The sequence below is a fragment of the Pseudomonas sp. F9001 genome, from assembly GCF_013385435.1.
In the GTDB taxonomy this organism is placed as follows: Bacteria; Pseudomonadota; Gammaproteobacteria; order Pseudomonadales; family Pseudomonadaceae; genus Aquipseudomonas.
The window spans coordinates 40,038-62,480 of sequence record NZ_JACAPX010000012.1; the positions used below are offsets into that span (position 1 = coordinate 40,038).

Below are 22,443 nucleotides of genomic sequence, written 5' to 3' on the forward strand. Positions count from 1 at the left end.
CTACAAAAACTCCACCTGCGCCGGCCGGCGTTTCATCAACACTTTGCCCGCGCGAATCGAATACAACGGCAAGCCCTGGCTGCGAATCACTTCATAGTCGCTGTCTGCAGACAGGATCAACAGGTTCGCCGGGCGTCCCGGTTCCAGGCCATAACGATCCCCCAGGGCCATCGCCCGGGCGCTGTTGTCGGTGACCAGGTCGAGGGCACTTTGCAGGTTGCGGTAGCCAAGCATGTGGCAGATATGCAACCCGGCTTCCAGCACCCGCAAAATGTTGCCGTTACCCAAGGGATACCAAGGGTCGACGATGGAGTCCTGGCCGAAGCAGACGTTCATGCCAGCCTCCAGCAGTTCGTTGACCCGGGTCACGCCGCGGCGTTTGGGGAAGGTGTCGAAGCGGCCCTGCAAGTGGATGCTTTCGGTAGGGCAGGAGACAAAGCTTATGCCCGAATGCCCCAGCAGGCGGAAGAGTTTGGCGCAGTAAGCATTGTCGTAGGAGCCCATGGCCGTGGTGTGGCTGGCGGTCACGCGGGCGCCCATGTCACGGCTGCGGGCCTCTTCGGCCAGCACTTCAAGAAAGCGCGAGTGTGGGTCGTCGGTTTCGTCGCAATGCACATCGACCAGGCAACCGGTGCGTTCGGCCAGGTCCATCAGGAACTTCACCGAACTCACCCCTTGGTCACGGGTGTATTCAAAGTGCGGGATGCCGCCGATCACGTCGGCGCCCAGGCGAATGGCCTCTTCCATCAGCTCGCGGCCATTGCGGTAGGACTCGATGCCTTCCTGGGGGAATGCGACGATTTGCAGGTCGATCAGGTGGCCGCTTTCCTCACGTACTTCAAGCATGGCCTTGAGCGCGGTGAGGTCCGGGTCGGTGACGTCGACATGGGTACGCACATGCTGGATGCCATGGGCGGCCAGGGTCTGGATGGTTTTTTTGGAGCGGGTCTTGGTGTCTTCCAGGGTGATGGTGGCCTTGCGCTCGCCCCAGCACTCGATGCCTTCAAACAGGGTGCCGCTCATGTTCCAGCGCGGCTCGCCGGCGGTCAGGGTGGCATCGAGGTGAATGTGCGGCTCGACGAAAGGCGGGACCACCAGGTTGCCGGCGGCGTCCAGGTCGTCGGGGCCTGCCAGGGGGGCAGCGCCTTGTTGGGTGATGCTGGCGATCTGGCCGTGTTCCAGGTGCAGATCATGCAGGCCTTCGCGGTTGCGCAGGCGGGCGTTGATGATGTGCATGGGCAAGTTCCTCTTGGCAAAAAACAGTCAGGCAGACAGCCGCCAGATCATCAGCGCGATGCCGATGTCCAGGCGGTCATAAGCATTGTCCAGCGTCAGCCCGCACAGGGCTTCGATACGCTGGACGCGATGCGTCAGGGTGTTGCGGTGAACCGCCAGCCGTTGGGCTGCGGCCACAAGGTTACCATTCTCGTGGAACCAGGCCTCCAGGGTCGGCATCAGGCTTGGGCCATGGTGCAGGTCGTGGCGCAGCAGCGGCCCCAGGCGTTCGTTGAGGAACTGATCGAGCAGGGCGCGATCACGTACGCCACTGAGCAGCTTGAGCACGCCCAACTCATCGTAGACACACAGCCCGGCGCGTTCACTGAACCGTCGCGCAGCGGCCAATGCCTGGCGCGCCTCATCCAGGGCCTGGGCCAGGCGCGCGGGTGGGTGCGCGGCAGCACTCAGGCCGATAAACAGTTTCAACGGTGCCAGGCGCAGATTCAGTGCCTTCAACCAACCCGCCAACAACTGACGGTTGGCCAATGCCGCACCCGCGTCTATCGCAGGCAGCAGCAACGTCCATTGTCCGGCACGCCCCAGCACGGGCAGGCGCGACGGATGCTGCGCAGCAAACTGGCGCAGACGGCGGGTAATCGCATCGTGTTGTCGGGCAAGCTGCGCCTCGACCACTGGCGCCTCACCTTGGGCAAACAGCGCGTCGCTGCCGTCCAGTTGCAACTGGACGAGTTGCCAATGGCCGGCCAGCGGCATGTCCAACTGCGCAGCGCGGTGCAGCAGCAAATCCAGGGATTGATAATCACCGGCCAGCAGGCGCTCCAGCACATCGTGTCGCGAGCGCCCCAACTGCTGCGACTGGATCAACGCCGAACCGATGGCCTGGGTCACCAGTACCATCTTCAACGAGTAAGGCTGTTCGATCAGCGGCATGCCCGCCGCTTGCGCCGCTTCCAGCAAACGCTGGGGAATCGCCTGGATATAGTCCGGCCCCGTGAGGATCACCAGGCCGGCGACCTGGCGCTGACAGGCTTCGTCCAGCAGCACCAACAGATTGGCCTCGTCCCGTGGGTGATTGATACCGGTGACGAACACCAGTTCGCCCCCCAGCACCCATTCGGCGATTCCGCTGTTTTCTGCGACATAGGGTCAGCGCACCGTGTTCTCCAGGCCGGCTTCCCCGGCCCGCAGGCACATCGATTCAAGGCCGGGCAAGGCCAGCACATCGGCGACTGTCAGGCTCATGCCTGGACGTCAGCCAAAGGTGCCCGCACCCGCAATACGCTGGTCAGCACGATGTAGGTCAGGGACGCCGTCACGATCCCCACCAATGGCGCCACCCAGGGTGAATGAAAGGCCAGCACCGTACCCACGGCATAGGCGATCAGCCCTGGCCAGTTGAAGGCCGGCAGGCGTGTATCGGCCAGGCGCGGATAGTGGCCGCGGTAGCGATAGAAGAAATCCGCCATGATCACCCCGCCAATCGGTGGGATCACCGTGCCCAGCAGGATCAGGTAGGGCACCAGCATGTCGTACATGCCCAGCAACGCCAGCAGGGTGCCGATCACCGCACCGGCCAGGGTCACCGTTTTGCGGCGCTTGGTGCGCAGCAGGTTGCAGCCGGCGACGGCGAAGTTGTAGATGGTGTTGTCCTGGGTGCTCCAGATATTCAGCAACAGCATCGCCATGGCCGCCATGGCGAAGCCTTGCAGCAGCAACACTTCGACCACGTCGGGCTGCTGGTAGACGATGGCGCCATAGGCACCGATCAACACCATCAAGCCGTTGCCGATAAAGAAGCCGATCAGGCTGGCCAGCACCGCGACCCTGGCCGAGCGTGAGAACCGCGTCCAGTTGGTAGCCTGGGTCGCGCCGCTGACAAAGGTGCCGAACACCAGCGTGATAGCCGTGGACATGTCCAGCTCACCGGTCGGCACCACTGCCAGCAGTCCATCGAGCCCGCCGACCTTGACGGTGGCGACCCACATCGACAGAAACAACAAAATACCCATGGCCGGCACGGCGATGTAGGACAGAATCTCCAACCCGCGATAGCCCACGTAGGCCGTCGCGCAGAACACCATGCCAAACAGCACCATCAGCCCGAGTACGCTGCCCTGGCTCAACTCGAAATACTTGCCCAGTACTACGGCTGCGGTGGCGGTGCCCCAGGCGTACCAGCCGATCTGGGTAAAACCGAGAATCAAGTCGCTCAGCTTGCTGCCCACTTCACCGAAGCAGAAACGCCCCATCAATACTGAATTCAAACCGCTCTTGAACGCGATGTAACCCAGGCCTGCGGCGTAGATACCCAACAGCAGGTTACCCAGGGCCACGACGCCGAGCATCTGGGTAAAGCTGAAGGCCACCCCCAGCTTGCCGCCGGCGAACATGGTCGCGGTAAAAAAGGTAAAGCCCAGCAGCACCATGGCGGTGGAGGCCAGGCCTTTGCGGGCATGCATGGGCACCTCGCTGAGAGGGTAGTCATTGCCCGGTTCGTTCTGCGTCATGTGCCGTTCTCCCTGAATGAGTGACGCAGGCCTATTGCACCCGTCGTGCCAAGTGCGAGGCAGTGACGGGCGCACGGTCAGGACTGTGCAGGTTGCACAGTATTTATAGCCAAACAGGGGAAACACGCAGGCGGGATTGGTCTTTCTGCCCACTCAGGCGCGAAAGCGGTGCAGGGTGATACAAATTGGATCACCCGTTATTCAATCGAACAGGGTGTGAGTGGTCTGCCCGCGATGAAAGGCAAAAGCGGCCTCAAGGTCGCTTTCAATGGTGCGGCCACGGGACAGCGGCGGCAGATCGTCCAGGCTGAAGAAGCCAACTTCGGTGGTTTCGAAACCGGCCGCCGGCGCCAGTTGATCAACCCGTTCGCACAGAAAGTAGAGTTTGTAGAAGTCCCGGATATCCGGCCGGTACAAGCCTTTGGCCTTGTGGGTGACGCTGTACAGCGCCTTGGCCGTGACCGTCAGCCCGGCCTCTTCGCGGATTTCCTTGACGATGTTTTCAGCCGCCGACAAACCAATATCCGCATAACCGCCGGGCAATGCCCAGCAGCCATCCGTGAGCTCGCGGACCAACAGGATCCGGTCACCGTCAATCACTGCGCCCCGCACATCAATCATGGGCGTCGAATAACGTTTGGCAAAATCCGGCACCAGCCCGGTGATGCGCTCCAGCGGTACTTCGCCCAATTGCGCCAGCATGCTGTGGGCAATCTGGGCGATTTCCTCGAGGCGCTCGCGCTCGAAGTCATCGGTGCAGAAGTGCAGCCCCGTGGAGGCCAATGCTTGCAGGCGCTTGGCCTGGGCCAGCCAGGTGTTTTCCATGGGAGCTCCTTCAGTGCGAGGCGGTGAGGTCTTTTTGCATGTAGACCCGACGCAGGCCGTTTTCCTCGGCCCGGTGGGTTTCCACATAGCCTTTGCGGGTGTACAGCGCGATGTTTTCGGTCATCGCTTCATTGGTGTAGAGACGGATGGAGCCATGCCTGGCCTGGCGTTCCGCGAAGCCCAGCAACAGGCGCCCGTAACCCAAGCCCTGGGCGCCGGGGTCGACGGCCAGGTTATCCAGCAGCAGGTACTCATCGTGATGAATCAGTACGACAAAGCCGCGGACCTGGCCCGCACTCTCCAGCACATGCACCCGTTCGGCAGCGACCTGCTGGCGATAGTCATCCAGCATCGGGCCTGGCTTGCGCCCGATTCGCTGGATGTAAGGGGAGTAGGCGGCGTGGACGATCGCTTCAATAGCGGCGATATCGTCGACGGTAGCGGGGCGGATATGGGTTGGCATCGCAGCGCTTCCTGTACAAGAGGCCACGACTGTAAGGGAGTCTCCGGCATAAAAAAACCACCGCAAGGGTGGTTTTTTACATCGCCGGCTTATTCGCCGCGATAGATGCAGCCGCTGGTGCAGGTCTCATGGATGCGAATCGCGCTGAGTTCCGGCAACAGCGGTTTCAGTTCATTCCAGATCCACTTGGCCAGCACTTCGCTGGTGGGGTTTTCGAGGCCCGGGATGTCGTTGAGGTAGTTGTGGTCGAGGCGTTCGTAGAGCGGCTTGAAAATCGCCTTGATCTCCGAGAAGTCACGGATCCAGCCGGTGTGCGGGTCGAGGTCGCCGCTGAGGTGGATCGCCACCTTGAACGAATGGCCATGCAGGCGCCCGCATTTGTGGCCTTCCGGAACGTGGGGCAGGCGGTGGGCGGACTCGAAGGTAAACTCTTTGAAGATTTCCACAGGGTTTTTCAGCTCGGTGAGGTGTCTGGCAGGCGGCGAGTTTAACAGTTTGTCGCGGCCGCGCGCATACCGCGTAGCAGCTGTCGAGCCATGGCGAGGCTGCGTTTGCGATTTGTCTGACAAACCGAGGTGCTGCCGACGCAGCCTCGCTTGGGCTCGACAGCTGCTACGGAGAGGGCGCTAGAGAGCCAGCAGGCGTTCGCCCAATTGGCCATTGTCGGCCAGTTGCAGAAACTCATCCCCCAGCCGCTGGCTTTCGCTCATTGCGGTTTGCCAGTACTTGTTGCGGCCCGGGTCATCCCCCATGAAGCGCTTGAAGTCACTGCGGTCCGGCAGTTTGCCGTGGGGCAGGCGGGCCAGGTATTCCTTCGACGGCGCCAGCAGCAGGACATCCTGCAAACCGTGTTGATTGGCGCGGCGCCACGGCAAGCCTTTGTCGAACCAGCCGGGAATGACCCGGTCGGTGAAGTGCGGGTACAGCACGATGTCATCGCCGTGGTAGGGCAGGTCGAGGTGATAGTCCAGCAGGCCGCCATCGCGGTAAGTGCCTTGGCCTGCACCCGGCAGGTCGCGTACGCCTTGCATCACCATGGGGATCGAGCCCGACGCCAGCAAGGCCTGGCGCAGGTTGCCCAGTTCCAGATCAAGGAAGCGCGACGGGAAATCCTTGAGCGCATGCAGCGGTGGCGCCTGGCGTGGATCGTGGACGATCAGCCGTTCGAAGTGCCGGGACAACCGCGCGCGGCCCCTCAGGTTGTCGGCGATCACCGAGGACAACCCCAAACCAAGCCGACCGCGATGATCGTCGGCGAGCAGGCCATGGCTTTTGACCACCATGATGTTCAGCCGGTAGTGCGGGTTGTCGAGCACGCGGGCATCGCGGCCGGCCAGCAAGTCATCGAGCATGCGCACGCAGCTCTGGCTGACTTCGGCCATGGTCACGCCTTTGGCAAAGCTTTGTGCGTTGTACAGCCGGCCCAGGTCGAGCAGGCCTTGCACCGGGTCGGGCAGGCACGCACTGGCAAACCGCCAGGAGCCTATCGAGGCGCCGATCAGCGCACGCTCGCGGGGCGCCCGGGGCAGCCAGTCACCAAACAGCGCCAGGTCCAGACCCTGGATGCCCAGCGCCTTGGGCCCGCCGGCAGCGCCGGGAAGGATGCCGACGTCCGCAGGCGCAAGCCCCTGCTCACGAATGCGTGCAAAAGCGCGTTTACCGGCCTTGAGGGTCAAGGCGGGGAACTTCATATGGATAGCAGTCATACCGGTCTCATTTACCGCGAGCAGGGCAGTATAGAAAATCTTGCCCGGTTGCAGGCAAAGGTCTCGCAGAGAATTGCCATGGTGGCAATTCAGTTTCAGTTAAGTTGGATCCAGTACCGTGAGCCCCGTAGGCAAAATATCCCGAAACGGAGACTCACCATGAAAACCCTCACAGCCTTGATCGCCAGCAGTATCATCGCCCTCACCGCAGGCGTCGCCCATGCTCGCGACCTGGGGCCGGACGAAGCACTGAAGTTGCGCGACGCTGGTACCATTGTGTCTTTCGAGAAGCTCAATGCTATCGCACTGGCCAAACATCCCGGCGCCACCGTGCATGAAACCGAGCTTGAAGAGGAATACGGCAAGTACCTTTATCAGGTTGAACTGCGCGACGCCCAGGGCGTCGAGTGGGACCTGGAATTGGACGCTGTCACCGGCGCCGTCCTCAAGGATCATCAGGATACGTAATGAAGGTAAATCTACGCACCAGCGTTCAAGTGGCGCTGGTGCTCCTGGCATTTTGCTCAGGCCTGGCCGCTCGTGACCTGGGCCAGGACGAGGCGCTTCGCCTGCGCCAGGAGGGTGTGATCGCGCCGCTTGAGCATCTGCTGGGCCCGGCTTTCGAGCGCTACCCGGGCGCCAAGCTGCTGGACGCCGAGCTTGAAGAGCACAAGGATCGCCCTGTGCGCTATATCTATGAAATCGAACTATTGACGGTGGAAGGCGTGGTGCGCGAGATCGAACTCGATGCCAACACCGGTCAACTGCTCAAAGACAAGGAAGACGACTGATGCGCCTGCTGCTGGTGGAAGACCACGTACCCCTGGCCGATGAGTTGATGGCCGGGCTCAATCGCCAGGGCTATGCCGTCGACTGGCTGGCGGACGGGCGCGATGCGGTGTATCAGGGGCGCAGCGAACCCTACGACCTGATCATCCTTGACCTCGGCCTGCCGGGTTTGCCCGGGCTTGAGGTGTTGACGCAATGGCGTGCCGCCGGCCAGGCCACGCCGGTGCTGATCCTCACTGCCCGCGACTCCTGGGCCGAGCGCATCGAAGGGCTCAAGGCCGGGGCCGACGACTACCTCAGCAAACCGTTCCATCCCGAAGAGCTGCACCTGCGTATCCAGGCCTTGCTGCGTCGTTCCCATGGCCACGCCAATCAGCCCACCTTGCAGGCTGCCGGCTTGCACCTGGATGAGGGTCGCCAGTGTGTGATGCGTGATGGCGAGGAGATCCAGCTGACCGCGGCCGAGTTTCGGCTGCTGCGTTACTTCATGCTGCACCCCGAGCAAATCCTTTCAAAAAGTCACCTGGCCGAACATTTGTACGATGGCGAGACCGAGCGTGACTCCAATGTGTTGGAGGTCCACGTCAACCACCTGCGCCGCAAGTTGGGCCGCAGCGTGATCGAGACCCGGCGCGGCCAGGGTTACCGGTTTGGTGCCAGCCCGGCATGAAGTCGATCCAGCGGCGCCTGAGCCTGGGGCTGATCAGTGTGATGGTGATCGTCGGCCTGGTGCTGGCGCAGACCAGCCTGTGGCTGTTCGAAATGGGCCTGCAACGTTACCTGGAGTCCGGCTTGCGCAACGACAGCGAGAACCTGCTGGTGGCGCTGGTGCGCGGGCCGGCGGGGGTGCAACTGGATGAGCAGCGGTTGTCTCCTGCGTACCAGCGTCCGTTTTCCGGGCACTATTTCCGTATCGATTTTGCCGACACCCATTGGCGTTCCCGCTCGCTGTGGGACCAGGAACTGCCGCAGTTGCCCCACGCCGGGCTCAAGGGCAACCTGCAGTTGGGGCCGGAAGGCCAGCAGTTGCTGGTACTGCGTTCGGACTACAAACGGTTTGGCCAGTCGATTTCCATCAGCGTGGCCCAGGACTACACACCCGTCAGAGAAAGCTTTCGGCTGATGCGCCAGATCGGCTTGGTGCTGGGGCTGGCGGCGCTGTTGCTGATCCTGATTCTGCAACGGGTCACCGTGCGCCGCGCCTTGCGCCCGCTGGAGACCGCGCGCAACCAGATCGCCCAACTGCAGCAGGGCCAGCGCTCGCAACTGGATACCCAGGTGCCGGTGGAGCTGGAGCCGCTGGTGGCGCAGATCAACCATCTGTTGGCCCACACCGAAGACAGCCTCAAGCGCTCGCGCAATGCCCTGGGCAATCTCGGCCATGCCTTGAAAACCCCGTTGGCGGTGTTGCTGAGCGTGGCATCCAGCGAACAGCTCAAGGACCATCCGCAACTGAGCAAGCTGCTGCGGGAACAGTTGGAGCAGGTGCAGCAACGGCTTAATCGTGAACTCAATCGTGCCCGCCTGGCCGGAGAGACACTGCCGGGTGCCTTGTTCGATTGCGACGGCGAATTACCGGGGTTGCTTGCGACCCTGAACATGATCCATGGCGAACACCTGGATTTGAGTTACCGCGTGCCGCCCGGTTTGCAATTGCCGTGGGACCGCGAAGACCTGCTGGAACTGTTGGGCAACCTGCTGGACAACGCGTGTAAATGGGCGGACGCGGAGATTGTGTTGAGCATCGGCGAAACCCCGGAAGGCTTTCGGTTGGCTGTCGAAGATGACGGGCCGGGGATTCCCGAGAGCCAGCGTGATCAGGTGTTCAGCCGAGGCACGCGGTTGGATGAGCAGACTGACGGGCATGGTCTGGGGCTGGGGATCGTGCGGGATATTGTCGAGGTGTGGGGCGGGGTGCTTCTGTTGCAGGAGAGCGAGCTGGGCGGGTTAAAGGTCATCATCGACCTGCCACGCCGCCATTGAAAACTAACCGTAGCAGCTGTCGAGCCTCGCCAAGGCTCGACAGCTGCTACGGGATACTCGGGCTGATTGCCGGAGTATCCCGCAACTCATCAAACCCTGAACTGATCCATCAGGCCCTGCTGCTGATTCGCCAGGCTGTTCAACGCCTGGCTGACCCGCGCCGATTCATTCGCCTGTTCGGACAACGACTCCGTCACATCCCGAATCGTCGCCACGTTGCTGTTGATCTCCTCGGCCACCGCACTTTGCTCTTCGGCGGCGCTGGCGATCTGCAGGTTCATGTCGCTGATTACCGTTACCGCATCGCCGATCTGGCGCAAGGCGGTCACGGCCTGGCCCACTTGTTCGACGCTGCCCTGGGCCTGGCGATGGCTGTTGCTCATGGAACCGACCACTTCCTGGGTACCGCTTTGCAGTTGCTCGATCACCAGGCGGGTTTCTTCCACCGACTCCTGGGTACGTCGCGCCAGGTTGCGCACTTCATCGGCGACCACCGCAAAACCGCGACCGGCTTCACCCGCACGGGCGGCCTCGATAGCGGCGTTCAGTGCCAGCAGATTGGTCTGCTCGGCGATTGCACGAATCACTTCCAGTACCGAGCCGATCTTCTCGCTGTTGGCCGCCAGTCCTTCAACCTGGGCCATCGCGGTGCTCATATCCGCCGCCAGGTGGCCGATGCTGGTGGTGGTGCGGTCGATCACGGTCAAACCTTCACGCGTCGCCTGATCGGCATCGCGGGCAGCCTGGGCGGCTTGCGCTGCACTGCGGGCGACGTCCTGGGCGGTGGCGCTCATCTCGTGGGAGGCGGTGGCCACCTGGTCGACCTGACGGTATTGCTGCTCCATGCCGGCACTGGTTTCAGTGGCGATGGCGGCCGACTGGTCGGCGGTGCCACGGGCGTCCTGCACTGAGCGTTTGACCTGGGCAATGATCGGCTGCAGCTTGTCGAGGAAGCGGTTGAACCAGCCGGCCAATTCGCCGAGTTCGTCGTGTTTGTCGTAGGCCAGGCGGCGGGTCAGGTCACCTTCGCCACTGGCAATGTCTTCCAGCATGCGCGCCACACCGAGGATCGGCCGGGTCACGCTGCGGGCCATCAGCCACACCAGCAACAGGCCGACGATTGCTGCCAGCAGGCCCAGGCTCAGTTCCAGCAGGGTGCCCTTGGCGTTATCGGCGTCCAGTTTGGACTTCAGGGCTTCAGCCGGAGCCACCAGGACTTTTTCCGGAACATCCAGCAACACGCCCCACGGCTTGCCATCGGGGATCGGCTGGAACGGCGCGAGCACCTTGAGTTGGTGGTCGGTGCGCACGCTGCGGGTCTGGGTGCTGGTGGAAAGCGAACTGATCAATTGCGCGCCGTTGGCGGTGTCGACGGCATCCAGGCGCTGGCTGAGTTTGCCGGCGTCCGGACTGTAGCCGGCCAGCAGGCCCACCGGGCTGATGATGCTGACGCTGGTCTGGCCGTCGTACAGTTTCTGGCTGGCGCCCTGGCTGACGGCTTGCAGGCTGTTGAGGTTGATGTCCACCGACAGCGAGGCGATGACTTTGCCGTTGACCATCAGCGGGAAGACGATGCTGGTCATCAGCACCTTTTGCCCATCGATCACATAGAAGTACGGCTCGATCACGCAGGGCTTGAGTGTGGTGCGCGGGCAGGTGAACCAGGCGTTGGCTTTTTCGCCGCTGGGTCCGACGCTGGTGTCGGACATGTCGCTTTCGGGCAGCGACATTGAAGTCAGCTTGCCCGCAGTCGGCTGGGACCAGTACAGCGCAAAGCGGCCCTTGTCGTTGCTGCCCAGTTCTTGCTGGTTGGCGAACAGTTCGTCCTTGCCATCCAGTGCGTTGGCCTCGAATACCAGGGACAGGCCCAGCAGGTCAGGGTTGGCCTGCAGCGCGGCCTTGACCTGGCGGGTCAGGTCTTCGCGCAGGTCGAAGGCATCCAGGAAGCGTTTCTCGGCCTGTTCGCGCAGGAACAACACCTGCCGGGAAAAACCGTGGCCGTATTGATAGGCGTCCATGAACTGCTGGCGAATGCCCAAGGCCTGGACCTCACCCTGGGCTTCGATGCGCGCCTGGGCGGCTTCGTCGAGCATTTCCATACTGGAAGCCTTGACCAGGTCGGAGCTCTGCGCCATGCGGTACAGCGAGAGACCTACCAGCAAGGTCACGATGCCCAGCAGGCAAAGACCGGCCAGCAGGGTAATTTTCCATTGAATGGACAGCTGTCTGAGCGACATGGAGCCTTCCTTAACCTTTCGATACGACAGAGACGATCTGCCTGTATCGGCCGCTCGGAAATTTTCTTTATTCAAACGATCAATTTAAACCTGTTTGTGTGGCGAGGGGGCTTGTCCCCCGTTGGGCTGCTTAGCGGCCCTAAAAAAAGCGGGAGCGCTGCGCACTCCAACGGGGGACAAGCCCCCTCGCCACAGGACAAGCCCCTCGCCACAGACAAATCCCCTAACCACTGACAAACCTTCTCCCCACTTTTTTGACAAGGCAGGCCGGGTGCTGCAAAGTGCGCGCCCTCTAATAAAACTCCCTTAAAACCTGGTTTGCGGCAGCCGTTCCCGACAGCAGCCCGGGCAGGTGCGTGCTTTTTTCATGTTTTCTGTCTTGAGGTAACGATGATTAATGCAGTAATCGCCGCGGTCGGCACCATGCTGGTGCTCAGCTTGTCCCGCGTGCATGTGGTGATCGCGATCATTGTCGGCGCCCTGGTGGGTGGCCTGACCGGCGGCCTGGGTATCGACGCGACGCTCAAGGCGTTCAACAGCGGCCTGGGTGGCGGTGCGACGGTGGCGTTGTCCTACGCGCTGCTCGGCGCGTTCGCCGTGGCGATTGCCAAATCCGGCCTGGCTCATGCGCTGGCCGATAAAGCCCTGCTGCTGGTGGATCGGCAGGAAGCCACGGGCGGCAGTCACGTCAAATGGCTGCTGATCGGTCTGCTCTGGGTGGTGGCCATCGCCTCGCAGAACATCCTGCCGATCCACATCGCGTTTATCCCGCTGCTGGTACCGCCGCTTTTATATGTGCTGACCAAACTGCAGCTGGACCGCCGTCTCATCGCCTGCGTCATGACCTTCGGCCTGATCACGCCCTACATGTTTCTGCCGGTGGGCTTCGGCAACATCTTCCTGAATCAGATCCTGCTGGCCAACGTGGCCAAGAGCGGTGTCGACATCAGCCAGGTCAATGTCACCCATGCCATGGGCCTACCGGCGCTGGGCATGGTGGTCGGTTTGCTGGTGGCGGTGTTTGTCAGCTACCGCAAGAAGCGTGTGTACGACCTGGAGAAGATCGAGCGAGTCGAGCAGGTGGCGGTGCACTACAACCCGCTGACCCTGCTGGTGGCCGGCCTGGCGATTGCGGCGGCGTTCATTATCCAGCTGTGGCTGGACTCGATGATCATTGGCGCCCTGGCCGGGTTCCTGATCTTTTCGGTGTCGGGCATCGTGCGCTGGCGCGACACCGATGACCTGTTCACCGAAGGCATGAAGATGATGGCGATGATCGGCTTCATCATGATCGCCTCGTCAGGCTTTGCCGAAGTGCTCAAGGCCACCGGTGAAGTGCAGACACTCGTGCAAGCCTCCGCGGCGTTTATCGGCCATAGCCGCGGTGTGGGCGCGCTGCTGATGCTGCTGGTGGGCTTGCTGGTGACCATGGGCATCGGCTCGTCGTTTTCCACGGTGCCGATCCTGGCGGCGATCTTTGTGCCGCTGTGCGTGCAGCTGGGCTTCAGCCCGCTGGCGATCGTGTGCATCGTCGGCACGGCCGGGGCATTGGGTGATGCCGGCTCGCCTGCGTCGGACTCCACCCTGGGCCCGACTTCCGGTTTGAACATCGATGGCCAGCACCACCATATCTGGGACACCGTGGTGCCGACCTTCCTGCACTACAACATTCCGCTGCTGGCGTTTGGCTGGTTTGCCGCGATGACGCTCTGACGGGATTGTCCTACAGATTTATTGTAACTAGCCGTTAACCTCTTGAGTTGTCCCTCAAGAGAGAAGAGCCATGCGTCTGAGTCTAAAGGCCAAAGTACTGTCCCTTGCTGTCCTGCCCGTGTTGTTGTTTGCCGTGATCATCAGCCTGACCACGGTGTGGATCCTTCGGGAGCAGGCCCGCAACGAGGTCGAAGAAACCCGTCAGAACCTGCTCAACGACGCCAAGACCACCTTGCGCGGCTACGTCGAGGTGGCGATGACCACCATCAAGCCGCTGTACGACGCTGCCGCCCAAGGCGATACGGCCGCACGGACGCAAGTGGTCAAGCTGCTGTCCAACATCAGCTATGGCAAGGACGGTTATTTCTTCGGCTACGACTCCGAGACCATTCGCCTGTTCAAGGGCAACAGCCCGGACGGCGTCGGCAAAAGCTTCAAGGACAACCGCGACCCGAACGGCGTCTACGTCAACCGCGACCTGGTGAAAGTCGGCAAGGACGGCACCCACTACCTGCAATACAGCTCGACGCAGCCCGGCCAGACCGAGCTGGTGCCCAAGCTTGGCTACACCGAATACTTGCCCAAGTGGGACATGGTGATCGGTACCTCGGTGAACCTGGACGGCATCGACGCCCAGGTTGCCGAGGTTCAGGCCAAGGTGGAGAAACGCATGGAAGGTGTGCTGCTGAGCATCATCGGCATTGCCGTGGTGGTGCTGTTGGTGATTGCCGCCGTGGGCATGCTGGTGGCCAATACCATCCTGCGGCCGTTGCACCTGATGAAGATCAACCTCGACGACATCGCCGCCGGTGAGGGTGACCTGACCCGCCGCCTGGCCATCACCAGCCAGGACGAGCTTGGCGAACTGGCAGGCTCTTTCAACCGCTTTGTCGACAAGATCCACAGCCTGGTACGCCAGATCACCGAGATGACCTCCCAGCTTACCGGCCTGGTGAGCCAGGTCGCCGAGCAAGCCAACCGCTCGGAAAAGGCCATGGAGCGCCAGCGTCACGAGACCGACCAGGTGGCTACCGCGATCAACGAAATGTCCTCCGCGGCCCATGAAGTGGCGCGCAGTGCCCAAGGCGCAGCCGTCGCTGCGCAGCAAACCGACGCCGAAGGCCAGGCCGCGAAAAAAGTCGTGGATGGCAGCATCGCGCAGATTCACGCGCTGGTGAACGACATCCGCAGCAGCGGCGTGTCCCTGGACAGCTTGCAGCAGGATGTGTCGTCGATTGTCAGCGTGCTTGGCGTGATCCGCTCGATTGCCGAGCAGACCAACTTGCTCGCCCTCAACGCCGCCATTGAAGCCGCGCGGGCAGGGGAGGCAGGCCGTGGGTTTGCCGTGGTCGCCGACGAAGTACGGGCGCTGGCCAGCCGCACCCAGCAAAGCACCCAGGAAATCCAGGGCATGATCGACCGCCTGCAAAAAGGCACCGAGGCCGCCGTGGAATCCATGCGCCGCTCCAGCGATGCCGGCGACGGCACGTCCGCCCAGGCCAACGAAGCCGGAGCGTCCCTGGACACCATGGCGCAACTGATCGGCACCATCAACTCGATGAACGCGCAGATCGCCAGCGCGGCGGAAGAACAAACCGCCGTGGCCGAAGAGATCAACCGCAGCGTGCATCAGATCGCGGTGGCGGTTGACAGCGTGGCCGATGAAACCCAACAGGGTGCCGAGACCTCTCGCAGCCTGGCGGACCTGGGGCAGCGGTTGGGTCAGTTGGTGGGGCAGTTCAGGATTTGATTGCAGGCTTGAGCCATCGGCAACGTCCCGTTGCCGACGGGCTTGGCTGGATTGATCGATCAGGTCAACAGCGCCAAACGTTCCACCGTCTCCGGAAACTTCGACACCAGCCGAATCAAGGTTGCCGCCTGAGCATTGGGTGTGGCCCGGCCTTGCTCCCAATTTTCCAGGGTCCGGGTGTTGGTGCGCAGGTACATCGCAAACACCGAGCGCGACAGATTGAGTTGTTGACGCACAGCGACTACTTCGTCGGCAGTGAGCGGTGCCAGCTTGCTCAACTGCACCTTGTGGCTGCGCAGCGTTACCTTGCCTTCTCGTTCATCTGCCAGCGCGTCGAAGCCTTCGACCAGTTCGGAAAAGATGTCACGTTTCATAAGATTTTCTCGCTTTGATTTCCCTGTCCAGCAGGTGTTTGAGCGCCGTTTTGTGTTGAGCGCTCAGGTCGTCCTGTTCGTGTTTGCCATAAAGGGTGAACAGCCAGAACTGCGTACCGCCCGACCACCAGTAATAGATGACTCGCAGGCCACCCCGTTTGCCCTTGTTGCGTCGCTCGTCGACAAAGCGCACCTTGCGTAACCCGCCGGTTCCCTCTATCACGTTGCCCGCTTGCGGGTTTCTCATCAACTCTTGTTGAAAGCCGTGAAATAACTCATCACTCAGATAATCCCTGCGGTGCCGCTCAAAGGCCGGCAATTCGATAAATAGAGCATCCATGTTCTGTACGTAGCCTGCGTATAGTTTGGTGGCCCATCTGCGGTGGGTCAAGTGACCCTGCTGTGGGATGTTTCCTAAAACGCAACCACGATACGAGCGACCCAGGCAGGGTGATGCCGGAAGGGGAGGCATCTCGACGAGGGAAATTCCCTTTGTGTGTCAGACAACAAATTAATACGCCAGAAACGCAAAACGGCGCCCGAAGGCGCCGTTTTGCTTGCTGCGTTTAACTAAGCGATCAACCCGCCATCACCGCATGCTGCACCAGGGTGAGCAACGGTTGTGGGTACACACCCAGGAAGAACGCCAGCAGGGCGATTGCCAGCAGCATCACGCCGCCTGCTTTCTGTTCCCAGTGCAACTCGGCGTCCACACGGCGCAGGTTTGGCTCGATCAGGTACAAGGTCACCATCACGCGCAGGTAGTAGAAAACGCCGATGGCGCTGCCCAGTACCAGGGACGCAACCAACCACCATTCGTGCGCTTCAACACCGGTGGCCACGATGTAGAACTTGCCGATGAAGCCCGCAGTCAGCGGGATACCCGCCAGGGACAGCATCATCACGGTCAGTACGGCGGTCAGGTACGGACGGCGCCAGAACAGGCCGCGGTATTCGTACAGGGCGTCGGCGTCGCGGCCTTTGTAAGGTGAGGACATCAGCGTGATCACACCGAATGCACCCAGGCTTGTGATCACGTAGGTGACCAGGTACACGCCGATGGCTTCCATCGCCAGGCCCTTGCTCGCCACCAGGGCGATCAGCAGGTAACCGAAGTGCGCGATGGACGAATAACCCAGCAGACGCTTGAGGTTGTTCTGGGTCAGCGCCAGCAGGTTGCCGAACAGGATCGAAGCGATGGCGATGATGGTCAGCACGTTGCTGAGTACACCGGTGTTGGCCGCAGGGGAGATCTGGAACAGACGCACCATCACGGCAAACACGGCGACTTTCGACGCGGTAGCCAGGAAAGCAGCCACCGGCGCCGGGGCGCCTTCGTACACGTCCGGGGTCCACAGGTGGAACGGCACCAGCGACAGCTTGAACGCCAGGCCGATCAGCATCATGGCCAGGCCCAGTTGGGCAATTGGCGCAGGGCTGCCGGAGGCTGCCAGGGCGTGACCGATACCGCTGAAGCTCAGGCTGCCGGCTTCTGCGTAGAGCAGGGCCATACCGAACAACAGGAATGCCGAACCGGCAGCCGACAGCACCATGTACTTGATGCCGGCTTCCAGGGAGCGCTTGTTGAAGAAGGCATACGCTACCAGGCCGTAGACCGGGATCGACAGCAGTTCCAGGCCGATGAACAAGCCGGCCAGGTGCTGCGCGCTGACCAGCACGATACCACCGGCCGCAGCCAGCAGGATCAGCAGGTACAGCTCTTCGCGGTTGCCCGGGTAGCCGGTGCCGCCTTCGCCGAGGTAGGCGTGGGCGAGCGTGACGCAGGCCAGGGTGGCAACCAGGATCAGCGCGATATACAGCAGCGCGAAGTCATCGACCATCATCAGCGGGGTCACGGCCAGTGGCGCGACCTTGAGTGCCGGGATAATCGACAGCAGGGCCAGGTTCAAGCCCGCACAGGACAGCAGGAACGTTTGCGAGTGATTGCGGCGCCAGGCGATCGCCAGCATCACCACCACGATGGTGAGGCTGGTGATCAGCAGCGGCGCAAGCGCGATAAAGTGTTGGATCGTGAATTCCATAGCGCTCTTACCGGGCCGAAGCGAGTTGAGAGAAGGCGGTGCCGAACCACTGCTGCACGCCATGCATCGTTGCGGCAGAAGTATCCAGGAACGGTTGCGGGTACACGCCGATAAACACCAGCAGTACCGCAAGGCCGAGCACCATGATCAGTTCGCGACCGTCCATGCCGTGCAACACGGTGTCGGACTTGGCCGGACCGAAGTATGCGCGGTGGATCATGATCAGCGAGTAGACCGAACCGAACACCAGGCCAGACGTAGCGATCGCACTGACCCACGGCGTATGCACGAAGGCACCCATCAGGATCAGGAACTCGCCGATGAAGTTGCCGGTACCCGGCAAGCCCAGGGATGCGGCGGCGAAGAACAGGCTGATGGCCGGCAGGTAGGCGATACGTGACCACACGCCACCCATCTCGCGCATGTCACGAGTGTGCAGGCGCTCGTACAGTTGGCCGCTGAGGATAAACAGTGCCGCTGCCGACACACCGTGAGCCAGCATCTGGATCACGGCGCCTTGCAGCGCCAGTTGGCTGCCGGAGTAGATGCCGATCAGTACGAAGCCCATGTGGGAAACGGACGAGAAGGCAATCAGACGCTTGATGTCGGTTTGGGCGAAGGCCAGGAACGCACCGTAGAAGATCCCGATCAGACCGAGGGTCATGGCGATCGGCGCGAACTCGGCCGAGGCATTCGGGAACAGCGGCAGGGCGAAACGCAGCAGGCCGTAGGCCGCCGTCTTCAACAGGATACCGGCCAGGTCGACGGAACCCGCAGTCGGCGCCTGGGCGTGAGCGTCAGGCAACCAGGAGTGGAACGGCACCACCGGCAGCTTCACCGCGAACGCGATGAAGAAGCCCAGCATCAGGATGTACTCGGTGGTCAGGGACATCTTGGTTTTCAACAGGTCGGCGTAGTTGAACGTGATCACGCCCGTGCTGTTGAAGTTGACCAGTACCAGGCCCAGGATCGCCACCAACATGATCAGGCCGGAAGCCTGGGTGAAGATGAAGAACTTGGTCGCCGCGTAGATCCGGGTTTTCTTGCCGTCCGAAGAACTGTGACCCCAGAGCGCGATGAGGAAGTACATCGGCACCAGCATCATTTCCCAGAAGAAGAAGAACATGAACAGGTCGAGGGCGAGGAACACGCCGACAACGCCGCCCAGGATCCACATCAGGTTCAGGTGGAAGAAGCCCACGTGACGCTGGATCTCTTTCCAGGAGCAGAGTACCGAGAGGATACCCAGCAGGCCGGTCAGCAGGATCATCAACAGCGACAGGCCGTCGAGGGCCAGGTGCACGTTGATGCCGAAGCGCTGGATCCACACGTGCTTGAATTCAAGCGCGAAGGTGGGATCGACACCCGGTGCCGGAGCAAATGAATAGTCACCGTGGGCCCACAGCCAGAGGCCGAGCGCGAGTTCCAGGGACATGGTCAGCAACGCAATCCAGCGGGGGAGGGTGGCGCCGAAGCGTTCACCCATCCAGCAGAGCAGGCCGCCGATAAAAGGGATCAGGATTAGCCAGGGCAGAATCATGACGGGCTCGTTTCCTTTCGCAAGTTCGCAAAGTTCGCAATGTGCATAGTCAGACCGCGACCACGATGATGGCGCCGATTACCAGGACGGCACCGGCCGCCATGGAAGCTGCATACCAGCGCAATTGGCCGGTCTCGCTGCGGCTCAGGGCGGTGTGACCGGCCTTGGCGGCACGCGGGATCAAACCGATGGTCTGGTCGAGCGGGTCTTTGCGCAGTACGTGGCTGATCGCAAGGTACGGCTTGACGAACAGTTTGTCGTAGATCCAGTCGAAGCCCCAGGCAGCGAACCACCAGGCCGAAAGGAAGCGGCCAATGCCACTGTTGGCGATGGCGGTGACGAAGCGGCGCTTGCCGAGGAACAGCAGGGCCGCCAGCAGGATACCCGCGATGGCGATGGCGCCCGAGGCGATTTCCAGGCTGTGCTTGGCTGCACCACCGGCATGGCCGGCGCTTTCCGGCAAAACACCGGCCAGTGGCGGGGTGATCATGGCGCCGACGAAGGTCGACAGGATGATCAGCACCGACAGTGGCAGCCAGTGGGAAATGCCATGGCCTGCGTGGGCTTCAGTCTTGGCTTCACCGTGGAACGTGATGAAGATCAGGCGGAAGGTGTACAGCGAGGTCATGAACGCACCTACCAGGCCGGCGTACAGCAGGCCGTGGTTACCGCTGGCAAAGGCTTCCCAGAGGATTTCGTCTTTCGAGTAGAAACCTGCGGTCACCAGTGGCAGGGCCGACAAGGCCGCGCCGCCGACGATGAAGCTGGCGTAGGCCAACGGCAGTTTCTTCCACAGGCCGCCCATCTTGAAGATGTTCTGCTCGTGGTGGCAGGCAACGATCACCGCACCGGAAGCAAGGAACAGCAGGGCCTTGAAGAAGGCGTGGGTCATCAGGTGGAAGATCGCGCCGTCCCAGGCGCCAACGCCCAGGGCCAGGAACATGTAGCCGATCTGGCTCATGGTCGAGTAGGCGAGGATACGCTTGATGTCGGTCTGAACCAGGGCAGCAAAACCTGCCAGTACCAGGGTCACGCCACCCACCAGGCCAACCAGATGCAGAATCTCCGGTGCCAGGGTGAACAGGCCGTGGGTACGGGCAATCAGGTAGACACCGGCGGTTACCATGGTGGCGGCGTGGATCAGTGCCGAAACCGGGGTAGGACCGGCCATCGCATCCGCCAGCCAGGTTTGCAGCGGCAGTTGCGCGGATTTACCGACAGCGCCACCCAGCAGCATCAGGGTCGCCAGGGTGATCCAGAAGTCGCCGACCTGGAATTTCTGCGGTGCCAGCACCAGCAGTTCCTGGATGTTCAGCGTGCCCACCTGTTGGAACAGGATGAACAGGCCGATGGCCATGAACACGTCACCGATCCGGGTCACGATAAAGGCTTTGAGTGCGGCGTTACCGTTGTTGCGGTTGCTGTAGTAGAAACCGATCAACAGGTACGAGCACAGGCCCACGCCTTCCCAGCCGAAGTACAGGAACAACAGGTTATCGCCCAGCACCAGGAACAGCATGCTCGCGATAAACAGGTTGGTGTAGGCGAAGAAGCGCGAGTAACCGGCTTCACCGCGCATGTACCAGGACGCGAACAGGTGGATCAGGAAGCCTACACCGACGACCACGCCGAGCATGGTGATCGACAGGCCGTCGACGTAGAGGGCGAAGTTGGGCTTGAAGCCCTCCACCGACATCCACTGCCACAACACCAGGGTGTAGTGACCGCCTTCAGGCGGTGCGACGTTGAATTGCCAGATGACGTAGGCGGCGACAATTGCCGACAGGCCGATGGAACCCACGCCGACCAGGGCCGAGAGGTTTTCCGACCAGCGTCCACGGGAGAACGACAGCAGCAGGAAACCGATCAGGGGAAATACGAAAGTCAGAAAGATCATGTTCATCCGCGCATCTCACTGGCAGCGTCGATATCAAGCGTGTGGAAGCGACGATACAGTTGCAGCAGGATCGCCAGGCCAATACTGGCCTCGGCGGCTGCCAGGCTGATCACCAGGATGAACATCACTTGTCCATCCGGCTGGCCCCAACGGCTACCGGCCACGATGAACGCGAGTGCCGCGGCGTTCATCATGATTTCCAGGCTCATCAACACGAACAGAATGTTGCGGCGAACCATCAGGCCGACCAGGCCAAGGCAGAACAGGATGCCGGCGACCGCCAGACCATGCTCCAAAGGGATAGCAGGCATCGTCATTGCTCCTTGGCTTCGTTGCGGCCCAAGTGGAAGGCGGTGATGGCTGCAGCGAGCAGCAGCATCGAAGCCAGTTCGACCACCAGCAGGTACGGGCCGAACAGGCTGATGCCCACGGCTTTCGCGTCTACGGTGGTGTGGCCGATGGCCTGGCCGCTCTGGTGAGCGAACAGCACATACAGCAGTTCACCCAGCAGCAGGGCTGCGAGGATCACCGGGCCGAGCCAGATGCCGGGCTTGAGCCAGACGCGTTCCTGGGCGACAGACGCCGGCCCCAGGTTGAGCATCATCACCACAAACACGAACAGCACCATGATGGCGCCGGCGTAGGCGATCACTTCCAGCACACCGGCGAACGGTGCGCCGAGGCTGAAGAAGGTCATGGCCACGGCGATCAGCGAAATGATCAGGTAGAGCAGGGCGTGCACGGGGTTAGTGTTGGTGATCACGCGAAGCGTGGACACCACTGCAATACCCGATGCGAAATAGAAAGCGAATTCCATCTTTCTTCCTTAAGGCAGCAAGCTCTTCACGTTGATCGGCTCGGCTTCGTTTTGTGCGGCGCCTTTCGGCTTACCGGCAACGGCCATACCTGCAACACGATAGAAGTTGTAATCAGGGTTTTTACCGGGACCAGAGATCAGCAGATCTTCTTTCTCGTACACCAGGTCCTGACGTTTGAACTCGGCCATCTCGAAATCCGGTGTCAGCTGGATCGCGGTGGTCGGGCAAGCTTCCTCGCAGAGGCCGCAGAAAATGCAGCGCGAGAAGTTGATGCGGAAGAAGTCCGGGTACCAGCGACCGTCTTCGGTTTCAGCTTTCTGCAGCGAGATGCAACCCACCGGGCACGCCACGGCGCACAGGTTGCAGGCCACGCAGCGCTCTTCGCCGTCGGGGTCGCGGGTCAGGACAATGCGGCCGCGATAACGCGGCGGCAGGTACACCGCTTCTTCCGGGTATTGCAGGGTGTCGCGTTTGCGAAAGCCGTGACCGAACACCATCACCAGGCTTCGCAACTGGGTACCGGTACCCTTAACGATGTCGCCAATATATTTGAACATGGG

21 protein-coding genes and 3 pseudogenes are annotated in these 22,443 nt (G+C 61.6%); 7 read left to right on the forward strand and 17 right to left on the reverse strand.

Annotated elements, in window-relative coordinates; translation table 11 throughout:
• The 7 genes and pseudogenes from codA to HX818_RS11730 all read right to left on the reverse strand — a co-directional run bounded on the left by codA (nt 1) and on the right by HX818_RS11730 (nt 6,740).
• Nucleotides 1-1,236: a cytosine deaminase gene (gene codA, locus HX818_RS11700; RefSeq protein ID WP_177020151.1), complete on the reverse strand. Its 1,236-nt coding sequence runs from the start codon at nt 1,234-1,236 to the stop codon at nt 1-3.
• Nucleotides 1,237-1,263: 27 nt separating this feature from the next.
• A pseudogene (locus HX818_RS11705) lies at nt 1,264-2,481 on the reverse strand (PucR family transcriptional regulator).
• Nucleotides 2,478-3,746, reverse strand: a complete 1,269-nt coding sequence (gene codB / locus HX818_RS11710) for a cytosine permease (RefSeq protein WP_177020152.1) — start codon at nt 3,744-3,746, stop codon at nt 2,478-2,480. The pseudogene HX818_RS11705 and the gene codB overlap by 4 nt, the downstream one beginning before the upstream one ends.
• A gap of 201 nt (nt 3,747-3,947) precedes the next feature.
• Nucleotides 3,948-4,571 carry an NUDIX hydrolase gene (locus HX818_RS11715; RefSeq protein WP_008432778.1) on the reverse strand — a complete coding sequence of 208 codons (624 nt, stop codon included), beginning with the start codon at nt 4,569-4,571 and terminating at the stop codon, nt 3,948-3,950.
• 10 nt (nt 4,572-4,581) lie between these two features.
• Entirely contained in the window at nt 4,582-5,034 is a 453-nt protein-coding gene (locus HX818_RS11720; protein WP_177020153.1) for a GNAT family N-acetyltransferase, read from the reverse strand.
• 89 nt (nt 5,035-5,123) lie between these two features.
• Nucleotides 5,124-5,480, reverse strand: a complete 357-nt coding sequence (queD, locus tag HX818_RS11725) for a 6-carboxytetrahydropterin synthase QueD (protein WP_003190259.1) — start codon at nt 5,478-5,480, stop codon at nt 5,124-5,126.
• A 180-nt stretch (nt 5,481-5,660) separates the two neighbouring features.
• Nucleotides 5,661-6,740 carry a patatin-like phospholipase family protein gene (locus tag HX818_RS11730; protein WP_177020154.1) on the reverse strand — a complete coding sequence of 360 codons (1,080 nt, stop codon included), beginning with the start codon at nt 6,738-6,740 and terminating at the stop codon, nt 5,661-5,663.
• A 159-nt stretch (nt 6,741-6,899) separates the two neighbouring features.
• Between HX818_RS11730 and HX818_RS11735 the strand changes: the two genes are divergently transcribed.
• From HX818_RS11735 to HX818_RS11750, 4 genes are read left to right on the forward strand one after another with little or no spacing between them, the layout of a single operon-like run.
• Complete coding sequence (locus HX818_RS11735) at nt 6,900-7,208, forward strand: PepSY domain-containing protein (protein ID WP_177020155.1); 309 nt, start codon at nt 6,900-6,902, stop codon at nt 7,206-7,208.
• Nucleotides 7,208-7,531 (forward strand): PepSY domain-containing protein, encoded by a 324-nt coding sequence (locus HX818_RS11740; RefSeq protein ID WP_008432790.1) that lies wholly within the window; start codon nt 7,208-7,210, stop codon nt 7,529-7,531. The genes HX818_RS11735 and HX818_RS11740 overlap by 1 nt, the downstream gene beginning before the upstream one ends.
• The gene (locus tag HX818_RS11745; RefSeq protein ID WP_177020156.1) at nt 7,531-8,199 is read left to right on the forward strand and encodes a response regulator transcription factor; all 669 of its coding nucleotides are present in this window, start codon (nt 7,531-7,533) and stop codon (nt 8,197-8,199) included. The genes HX818_RS11740 and HX818_RS11745 overlap by 1 nt, the downstream gene beginning before the upstream one ends.
• On the forward strand, nt 8,196-9,512 hold the full coding sequence (locus tag HX818_RS11750; RefSeq protein WP_008432791.1) for a sensor histidine kinase: 1,317 nt from the start codon (nt 8,196-8,198) through the stop codon (nt 9,510-9,512). Before HX818_RS11745 ends, HX818_RS11750 begins: the two co-directional genes overlap by 4 nt.
• Before the next feature lie 89 nt (nt 9,513-9,601).
• Here the strand turns inward: HX818_RS11750 and HX818_RS31455 are convergent, their stop codons facing one another.
• Nucleotides 9,602-10,357, reverse strand: coding sequence for a methyl-accepting chemotaxis protein (locus HX818_RS31455; protein ID WP_371315713.1), 756 nt, complete (start codon nt 10,355-10,357; stop codon nt 9,602-9,604).
• Between the two features lie 102 nt (nt 10,358-10,459).
• A pseudogene (locus HX818_RS31460) lies at nt 10,460-11,749 on the reverse strand (HAMP domain-containing protein); the annotation flags it as partial.
• 393 nt (nt 11,750-12,142) lie between these two features.
• On the opposite strand from HX818_RS31460, the gene HX818_RS11760 reads away from it, so the two are divergent.
• From HX818_RS11760 to HX818_RS31470, 3 genes and pseudogenes are all read left to right on the forward strand, one after another.
• Nucleotides 12,143-13,462 carry a Na+/H+ antiporter family protein gene (locus HX818_RS11760; protein ID WP_161635727.1) on the forward strand — a complete coding sequence of 440 codons (1,320 nt, stop codon included), beginning with the start codon at nt 12,143-12,145 and terminating at the stop codon, nt 13,460-13,462.
• Nucleotides 13,463-13,532: 70 nt separating this feature from the next.
• Nucleotides 13,533-14,354, forward strand: a pseudogene (locus HX818_RS31465) (cache domain-containing protein); the annotation flags it as partial.
• A gap of 102 nt (nt 14,355-14,456) precedes the next feature.
• Nucleotides 14,457-15,212, forward strand: a complete 756-nt coding sequence (locus HX818_RS31470; RefSeq protein ID WP_371132964.1) for a methyl-accepting chemotaxis protein — start codon at nt 14,457-14,459, stop codon at nt 15,210-15,212.
• Nucleotides 15,213-15,271: 59 nt separating this feature from the next.
• On the opposite strand, the gene HX818_RS11770 is transcribed toward HX818_RS31470, so the two are convergent.
• The 8 genes from HX818_RS11770 to nuoI form a co-directional block, all read right to left on the reverse strand.
• Complete coding sequence (locus HX818_RS11770) at nt 15,272-15,586, reverse strand: DNA-binding transcriptional regulator (protein ID WP_003219555.1); 315 nt, start codon at nt 15,584-15,586, stop codon at nt 15,272-15,274.
• The gene (locus HX818_RS11775; RefSeq protein ID WP_032899042.1) at nt 15,576-15,926 is read right to left on the reverse strand and encodes a toxin; all 351 of its coding nucleotides are present in this window, start codon (nt 15,924-15,926) and stop codon (nt 15,576-15,578) included. Before HX818_RS11775 ends, HX818_RS11770 begins: the two co-directional genes overlap by 11 nt.
• A 238-nt stretch (nt 15,927-16,164) precedes the next feature.
• Nucleotides 16,165-17,628, reverse strand: coding sequence for an NADH-quinone oxidoreductase subunit NuoN (nuoN, locus tag HX818_RS11780; protein ID WP_003219557.1), 1,464 nt, complete (start codon nt 17,626-17,628; stop codon nt 16,165-16,167).
• Nucleotides 17,629-17,635: 7 nt separating this feature from the next.
• Entirely contained in the window at nt 17,636-19,168 is a 1,533-nt protein-coding gene (nuoM, locus tag HX818_RS11785) for an NADH-quinone oxidoreductase subunit M (RefSeq protein ID WP_003219558.1), read from the reverse strand.
• Nucleotides 19,169-19,217: 49 nt separating this feature from the next.
• Entirely contained in the window at nt 19,218-21,071 is a 1,854-nt protein-coding gene (nuoL, locus tag HX818_RS11790; RefSeq protein ID WP_003219559.1) for an NADH-quinone oxidoreductase subunit L, read from the reverse strand.
• Nucleotides 21,068-21,376, reverse strand: a complete 309-nt coding sequence (nuoK, locus tag HX818_RS11795; protein ID WP_003219560.1) for an NADH-quinone oxidoreductase subunit NuoK — start codon at nt 21,374-21,376, stop codon at nt 21,068-21,070. Before nuoK ends, nuoL begins: the two co-directional genes overlap by 4 nt.
• A 2-nt stretch (nt 21,377-21,378) precedes the next feature.
• Complete coding sequence (gene nuoJ / locus HX818_RS11800) at nt 21,379-21,882, reverse strand: NADH-quinone oxidoreductase subunit J (RefSeq protein WP_003219561.1); 504 nt, start codon at nt 21,880-21,882, stop codon at nt 21,379-21,381.
• Between the two features lie 9 nt (nt 21,883-21,891).
• Nucleotides 21,892-22,440 carry an NADH-quinone oxidoreductase subunit NuoI gene (gene nuoI / locus HX818_RS11805; protein ID WP_003174725.1) on the reverse strand — a complete coding sequence of 183 codons (549 nt, stop codon included), beginning with the start codon at nt 22,438-22,440 and terminating at the stop codon, nt 21,892-21,894.
• Nucleotides 22,441-22,443 lie beyond the last annotated feature (3 nt).

What these genes read in the sequence shown, in the direction of transcription:
- HX818_RS11750 (WP_008432791.1), top strand. Translation starts at nt 8,196, where the DNA reads ATGAAGTCGATCCAGCGGCGCCTGAGCCTGGGGCTGATCAGTGTGATG.
- nuoL (WP_003219559.1), bottom strand. Translation starts at nt 21,071, where the DNA reads ATGAACATGATCTTTCTGACTTTCGTATTTCCCCTGATCGGTTTCCTG.
- HX818_RS11775 (WP_032899042.1), bottom strand. Translation starts at nt 15,926, where the DNA reads ATGGATGCTCTATTTATCGAATTGCCGGCCTTTGAGCGGCACCGCAGG.
- nuoK (WP_003219560.1), bottom strand. Translation starts at nt 21,376, where the DNA reads ATGCCTGCTATCCCTTTGGAGCATGGTCTGGCGGTCGCCGGCATCCTG.
- codB (WP_177020152.1), bottom strand. Translation starts at nt 3,746, where the DNA reads ATGACGCAGAACGAACCGGGCAATGACTACCCTCTCAGCGAGGTGCCC.
- codA (WP_177020151.1), bottom strand. Translation starts at nt 1,236, where the DNA reads ATGCACATCATCAACGCCCGCCTGCGCAACCGCGAAGGCCTGCATGAT.
- HX818_RS31455 (WP_371315713.1), bottom strand. Translation starts at nt 10,357, where the DNA reads ATGGAGCAGCAATACCGTCAGGTCGACCAGGTGGCCACCGCCTCCCAC.
- HX818_RS11740 (WP_008432790.1), top strand. Translation starts at nt 7,208, where the DNA reads ATGAAGGTAAATCTACGCACCAGCGTTCAAGTGGCGCTGGTGCTCCTG.
- nuoM (WP_003219558.1), bottom strand. Translation starts at nt 19,168, where the DNA reads ATGATTCTGCCCTGGCTAATCCTGATCCCTTTTATCGGCGGCCTGCTC.
- nuoI (WP_003174725.1), bottom strand. Translation starts at nt 22,440, where the DNA reads ATGTTCAAATATATTGGCGACATCGTTAAGGGTACCGGTACCCAGTTG.
- HX818_RS31470 (WP_371132964.1), top strand. Translation starts at nt 14,457, where the DNA reads ATGGAGCGCCAGCGTCACGAGACCGACCAGGTGGCTACCGCGATCAAC.
- HX818_RS11745 (WP_177020156.1), top strand. Translation starts at nt 7,531, where the DNA reads ATGCGCCTGCTGCTGGTGGAAGACCACGTACCCCTGGCCGATGAGTTG.
- HX818_RS11735 (WP_177020155.1), top strand. Translation starts at nt 6,900, where the DNA reads ATGAAAACCCTCACAGCCTTGATCGCCAGCAGTATCATCGCCCTCACC.
- HX818_RS11770 (WP_003219555.1), bottom strand. Translation starts at nt 15,586, where the DNA reads ATGAAACGTGACATCTTTTCCGAACTGGTCGAAGGCTTCGACGCGCTG.
- HX818_RS11730 (WP_177020154.1), bottom strand. Translation starts at nt 6,740, where the DNA reads ATGACTGCTATCCATATGAAGTTCCCCGCCTTGACCCTCAAGGCCGGT.
- nuoJ (WP_003219561.1), bottom strand. Translation starts at nt 21,882, where the DNA reads ATGGAATTCGCTTTCTATTTCGCATCGGGTATTGCAGTGGTGTCCACG.
- HX818_RS11715 (WP_008432778.1), bottom strand. Translation starts at nt 4,571, where the DNA reads ATGGAAAACACCTGGCTGGCCCAGGCCAAGCGCCTGCAAGCATTGGCC.
- nuoN (WP_003219557.1), bottom strand. Translation starts at nt 17,628, where the DNA reads ATGGAATTCACGATCCAACACTTTATCGCGCTTGCGCCGCTGCTGATC.
- HX818_RS11720 (WP_177020153.1), bottom strand. Translation starts at nt 5,034, where the DNA reads ATGCCAACCCATATCCGCCCCGCTACCGTCGACGATATCGCCGCTATT.